Genomic DNA, 5,704 nt, shown 5'->3' with positions numbered 1-5,704 from the left:
GGAGAGCCCCGTGCAAAGCTTTGAACAAATCAGGTCCCACGTCACCAACTTGCACGCCATCCGCACCAACGATCCGTACCTGATCAGTTTTGATCTGGACCTTGAACATGATCGCCACCAGGGCATCTATCTCGCGGAAATGGAAGGCGAGGATGGCCTGAAGCATCTGCGCATTTCAACACCCATTGGTCCTGCAACGGGAGTCGACCCTACGCGCTGCATGCGATTCAACTGGGAACAGCGAACTGGCTACCTTGCAATCAGCGATCTCGACGGATCACCCTATCTGCATCTGGTCGAAAACCGCCCCTACCCCCTGCTTCACGGTGACGAACTCAATCGCGTCATCATTGAGCTGGGGCAGCTGGGCGACCGGCTTGAAAAGGCTCTTTCATCTGGTGGCGATTCGCTATGACGCGTCGGGAATGGCACGTGGGGAGTGGCTGCAAATTCCGTTGCTGAAGCTTGAGGTCGCGGCACAGGCTGGCCGCGAGTGCCAGCAAATGCTTCGCCGCGGGATTCAGCAGCTGCGCAGGCTAGGCGAGATTGAACGCCTGCAACAGGCGCACGAACAACCAGGCAAGGATTGCGGTGATCGGAATCGTCAGCAGCCACGCCCAGACCATGCGCTCGACAACCGTCCATTTGATGGCTGAAAAGCGCTTTGCCGCTCCCACGCCCATGATCGCCGAAGAAATATTGTGCGTGGTCGAGACCGGGATTCCGAAATGACTGGCCGCCAGAATTACGCTGGCAGAGGCAGTCTCTGCGGCAAAACCATTGACCGGATGCAACTTGACGAGCTTGTGCCCAAGCGTGCGAATGATTCTCCAGCCACCTGCCGCGGTGCCTGCGGCCATGGTCAGCGCGCATAGCACCTTGATCCAGACGGCAATTTCGAACTGACTGTCCGGATCTTCTTCGACGCGCAGAAACGAGAGCCAGCTGGGCAGGTCGTCCAGCGTTCCGGCGGAGGTTGCGCCGACCAGCGCCAAAGCGATGATGCCCATGGTTTTCTGCGCATCGTTCATGCCGTGCGACAAGCCCATGGCACTCGCTGACAGGATCTGTGCCTTGCCGAAAAAGCCGTTCAGGAATCGGGGTTTCGACAGAGTCTGCGGGACCTTCCCTGATCGGTTGGACATGAAATTGACCAGCGCGAATATCGCCCCCATCACGGCGAAACCAAGCACGAAGCCCAGCATGGGTGAGCTGAACATGGGCAAGACCACTTTTGGCAACAGGCCTTTGCCCTGCCACCAATGCTCCCCGCCCTGCCACCAGATAATGGACGACCAGTTGTCGTTGGCCGCTGCCAGTGCCGCGCCGCAGAGTCCACCCACCAGTGCGTGCGATGAGCTCGAAGGCAGACCCCACCACCAGGTGATCAAGTCCCAGACTATTGCTCCGAGCAACGCACAGATCAGCACCTGGGGAGTCACGGCGACGACGCCGGCATCAACAAGGCCGGAGGCTATGGTTTTCGCCACGGCGGTGCCCAGCAACGCACCAATCAGGTTCGTGAAAGCCGCCAGAATGACGGCCTGGGTCGGGCTCAATACCTTGGTGGCTACGACAGTTGCGATCGAGTTGGCGGTGTCGTGGAATCCATTGATGTACTCGAAAACGAGTGCAACAAAGATGACCAGGAAGACGAGGATCAGGCTCAGGGTCACGGAAAATCCTTGCCAGTACGATCAGGAATTCTTGAGGGCAATGTGATAGATCACGTTGCCCGCATCGCGACAGCGATCAATGGCCTTTTCGAGCAATTCAAACAGATCCTTGCGCACCATGAGCCCGGCCGCATCCGCGGAATCGGAAAAGAGATTTCCGTAAAGATCCAGCAGCAATCGATCCGCTTCGGATTCGATCGATTGCATGCGCTCGTTGAGTGCATGCATGACATCCAGCTTGATACCGCCGCGAAGCTCGCCAACCATGCTGACGATCACGTCGCAGGCTCGCTCCAGCATGGCCGCCTGGGAACTGTAGTCGACCTCCTGCAGGCGGTCCGCAAACAACGCGTGCCGCTCGGCAAATTTTTCCACCGTCTTGGGGATCTTGTAGAGCGCACCAGCCAGCGCTTCGATGTCCTCGCGCTCCAGTGCAGTCACGAACGTGTTGACCAGCTCCAGATTGATCTGCGCGAACAGGTCCTTCTCTCGCTTGCGGGCAACACGGAACTGATCCAGGGCGGGTGTTTCCGCGCCCTCTGCCAGCATCGTTCCAAGCGCGCGTGCGCTCAGGAGTGCCGCCTCAGCACTGGCTTCGAGTAGTCCGTAGAACTTGTCACCCTTGCCGAAGATGGTTTGCAACGAGAACATGAAGATGCTCCGAAACGAATTTAGAGAGATCCCAGGACCCCGAACTGCCGTGCGTACCCCGCTAGCCGGCCATCGGGTAATGTTACAGGAATGTTACCGCCACGGATCACCGACGAGCGCAACTACCATGCAAAACAAAGGATCCAGGCGTCGGCAGGCCAACGGGATAGTTCGCTCATTGGGCCGAATCGCGAGGTGACGGCCGGGCCAGGTCGGGAACATCCCTGAGCCGATCAGATTGACCAGAACCCCAACAATGATGGTCTTGCCCGGTGCTCAGCTGACCATTCAATCGGTCGGGTCCTGGCGGGTCATGCGCGCCATGCGCTGCGCATCCGCAAGAATGCCCCTGAGAACCCGAAGTTCGCGCTGATCGGGATTGGCCCGCAGGAACAATCTGCGCAGGCGCTGCATGATCGTCGTTTCCGAGCGGCCCTTGTGGAACTCGATGTCGTGCAAGGTAGCCGCCAGATGCTCGAAAAACCCTTCGAGCTCGGCTGCAGTCGCAGGCTCGTCGGTATTGCCTTTGCGCGGTGGCGTGCCGGCCAACGCGGCCATGCGCAATTCATAGGCAAGAACCTGCACGGCCTGAGCGAGATTGAGTGACGAATAGCTGGGGTCACTCGGGATATGCACGGCCGCATGGCACAGCTTGATTTCGTCGTTGCTGAGTCCGGAAGTCTCGTTGCCGAAAACATAGGCAACTTCACGACCGGCACTTGCAGCCTCCATGGCACGAGCAGCCGCCTCAGCGGGCGAGAGCTCTTCCAGGGCCACGCCGCGCAGTCGAGCTGTCGCGCCCAGAACCAGGCTGCAGCTTCCAACGGCGGATTCGAGCGAGTCGAAGAGAATCGCAGCGTCAAGCACGTCGTCGGCACCGGCGGCGAGGACATGAGCATCCACATGCGGAAATGAAACCGGCGAAACCAGACTGAGTCGCCGGAACCCCATCGTTCGGATCGCCCTGGCAGCGCTACCGATATTGCCGGGATGCGAGGTGTTCGAAAGTACGAATCGCACGCGCTCCGTAGCGGCCTGGGGATAGGGTGAATCAACCATTGAAAGACGTGCTCCACGAGACGTGATCGATCAGTATCGGCAAACTGGCTCCCGGCATGTCGAATCCGCATTCGCCCGAGCTGGCTCGCCCCTGGCGACCCCCGGCATCGCGCTGCGAGACCGCTATAAAAAAACCTGCCGTTTCAGCGCACCATTATCGCGGCCAGCAACCCGCCTGTCTCGCCTTTTGCCCCGAGTACCACGACACGCCTGGCCTGCCCTGGCTCGCAAGTTTGGCGGCAACTCCCTGTTTTTGGTAACCTCCCGCCCCGGCGCGCGACTCGATCGCGACTCCTTGCTCTTTCTCAGCTCACTTCCGACGGAACCAACATGCCCAGACCCGCCGTAAACGTGGCGGTGCGCGCAGCGCGCGCCGCAGGCCAGATTATTCTGCGCTACATGAATCGCCTGGACAGCCTGGCGATTGTTGAAAAACAACGAATGGACTTCGCCTCGGAAGTGGATCGGGCGGCTGAAGCCGAGATCATTCGTGAGCTGAAGCGAGCCTTTCCAGGGCACGGCATCCTTGCAGAAGAATCTGGATCACAAGGCAAGGGCAAACACGTCTGGGTCATCGACCCTCTCGACGGAACTCACAACTACCTGCGCGGCTTCCCTCATTTTTGCGTATCGATCGCGATGCTCGAAAACGGTGAGCCGATGCATGGCGTGGTCTACGATCCGCTTCGCGACGAACTGTTCACCGCCAGTCGCGGTGACGGGGCGTACCTGAACGACCGTCGTATCCGGGTCAGCACCAGGGCCGGACTGGAAGGCGCCCTGCTGGTCACCGGGTTCCCGTATCGCCAGCGTGAGCATCTTGATGCGCAACTGGACATGACTCGCGCCTTGCTAGGTCAGGCCGAAGACATCCGGCGGACAGGCTCTGCTGCTCTGGATCTGGCCTACGTTGCAAACGGTCGGGTCGACGGCTATTTCGAAACCGGCCTGCAACCCTGGGATCTGGCAGCCGGTTGCCTGCTGGTACGTGAAGCAGGCGGCAGGTACTGCGACTTCAAGGGGCGCGAAGGGATTCCCGAGAGCGGAAATCTGGTCGCAGGAGGGCTCAAGGTTGTCGATGCCATGGTCAAGACCATGGGACCGCACGTGACTCCCGCCTTGGCTCGGTGAATCGCCGATTCGAGTGCCTGGCTTGATGCCGGAAAACTGAAAAGCAAAGAGCCCCTTGAACAGGGGCTTTTTGCTGTAGCTGGAGAAAAGCGCAAGTTCGTCCACGTACCACTCACCAGCAGCTACAAAAAAAGCCCCTTTCGGAGCTCTTTCTGTAGCTGGCGGAGAGGGTGGGATATGTTCGGCTCATCCATGAGCCTCACCCTCCGCGCTTCGCGCTCCGGGCCAGCCTGCGGCTGTCCAAAATCGCTCCAGACGATTTTGTCGACCCCAGTGGGTTCGTCCACGCACCACTCACCAGCAGCTACAAAAAAAGCCCCTTTCGGGGCTCTTTCTGTAGCTGGCGGAGAGGGTGGGATTCGAACCCACGGTACGCTATTCACGTACGCCTGATTTCGAGTCAGGTACATTCGACCACTCTGCCACCTCTCCGGAAGTGGGCCGCGAATCATACGGGCAGCTTGCCGGGCTGACAAGCCGATTCGCCATGCAAGGCACGATCCGGACTGGATAGCGCTGAAGATCTGCGGATCGATGGAATGGCCGGAACTGGCTTGGCCCTCGCATGAGACAGCTTCCCGCCCCTTGCGGCACTGGAATCACACGGGCGATGGAATTGATTTCTGCCTGTTACTGGGCTGGGGTCGTCCCGCAGAACTGCTGACGAACCTGCATCGCTTCGAGCATCCAGCTGTTGAGCTGATCTATGCGGGTGGCTTCGGCAGGATGCGTGGACATGAATTCGGGGGGCTTCTCCTTGCCCATTGCTGCCATGCGCTCCCACAGCTTCGGCGCCTCTTGCGGATTGAAACAGGCGGCGGCGGCAAGCAGCAGGCCCACCTTGTCGGCTTCCGATTCGTGGCTTCGCGAGAAAGGCAGCAGCACTCCATACTGCGCACCGGCACCAATCGCGGCCATCACCATCTGACGCTGGCCCGGATCCATGTCGCCAGTCGACATGCTCGCCGCAATCGATCCAATCTGCACGAGTTTCTGCTGTGCCATGCGCTCCCCGCCATGTCGCAACAAAGCGTGCGCAATTTCGTGACCCATCACTACCGCCAATCCGTCGGTGTTCTTGGCCACCGGCAGGATTCCCGTGTAGACGGCAATTTTTCCGCCAGGCAGGCAGAACGCGTTTGCCTGATCCGACTGGATGACGCTTGCTTCCCATTTATAGGCAGTCC

At 59.6% G+C, this 5,704-nt stretch carries 6 protein-coding genes and 1 tRNA gene; 2 read left to right on the top strand and 5 right to left on the bottom strand.

The genetic code is table 11. The annotated features are described in order from the left end of the window. Window positions 1-415: hypothetical protein (locus WBP53_RS06210; protein ID WP_423927007.1), on the top strand; the 415-nt coding region annotated here is incomplete at its 5' end. A 121-nt stretch (window positions 416-536) separates the two neighbouring features. Here WBP53_RS06210 and WBP53_RS06205 read toward each other — a convergent pair. From WBP53_RS06205 to WBP53_RS06195, 3 genes are all read right to left on the bottom strand, one after another. Beyond that, window positions 537-1,670: an anion permease gene (locus WBP53_RS06205; protein WP_423927009.1), complete on the bottom strand. Its 1,134-nt coding sequence runs from the start codon at window positions 1,668-1,670 to the stop codon at window positions 537-539. 27 nt (window positions 1,671-1,697) lie between these two features. After that, window positions 1,698-2,327: a DUF47 domain-containing protein gene (locus WBP53_RS06200; RefSeq protein WP_423927005.1), complete on the bottom strand. Its 630-nt coding sequence runs from the start codon at window positions 2,325-2,327 to the stop codon at window positions 1,698-1,700. A gap of 288 nt (window positions 2,328-2,615) precedes the next feature. Further along, on the bottom strand, window positions 2,616-3,386 hold the full coding sequence (locus WBP53_RS06195) for an RNA methyltransferase (RefSeq protein WP_423927003.1): 771 nt from the start codon (window positions 3,384-3,386) through the stop codon (window positions 2,616-2,618). A 330-nt stretch (window positions 3,387-3,716) separates the two neighbouring features. Here WBP53_RS06195 and WBP53_RS06190 point away from each other — a divergent pair, with 330 nt between their 5' ends. Continuing rightward, window positions 3,717-4,517, top strand: coding sequence for an inositol monophosphatase family protein (locus WBP53_RS06190; protein WP_423927001.1), 801 nt, complete (start codon window positions 3,717-3,719; stop codon window positions 4,515-4,517). A 341-nt stretch (window positions 4,518-4,858) separates the two neighbouring features. On the opposite strand, the gene WBP53_RS06185 is transcribed toward WBP53_RS06190, so the two are convergent. Both WBP53_RS06185 and WBP53_RS06180 read right to left on the bottom strand, forming a co-directional pair. Further along, window positions 4,859-4,949, bottom strand: a tRNA-Ser gene (locus tag WBP53_RS06185). Window positions 4,950-5,147: 198 nt separating this feature from the next. After that, on the bottom strand, window positions 5,148-5,704 hold a 557-nt coding region (locus tag WBP53_RS06180), incomplete at its 5' end, for a M48 family metallopeptidase (protein ID WP_423926999.1).

It is taken from the genome of Dokdonella sp., assembly GCF_049593775.1.
In the GTDB taxonomy this organism is placed as follows: Bacteria; Pseudomonadota; Gammaproteobacteria; order Xanthomonadales; family Rhodanobacteraceae; genus Dokdonella.
This window is presented reverse-complemented; position numbering and strand designations above follow the sequence as displayed.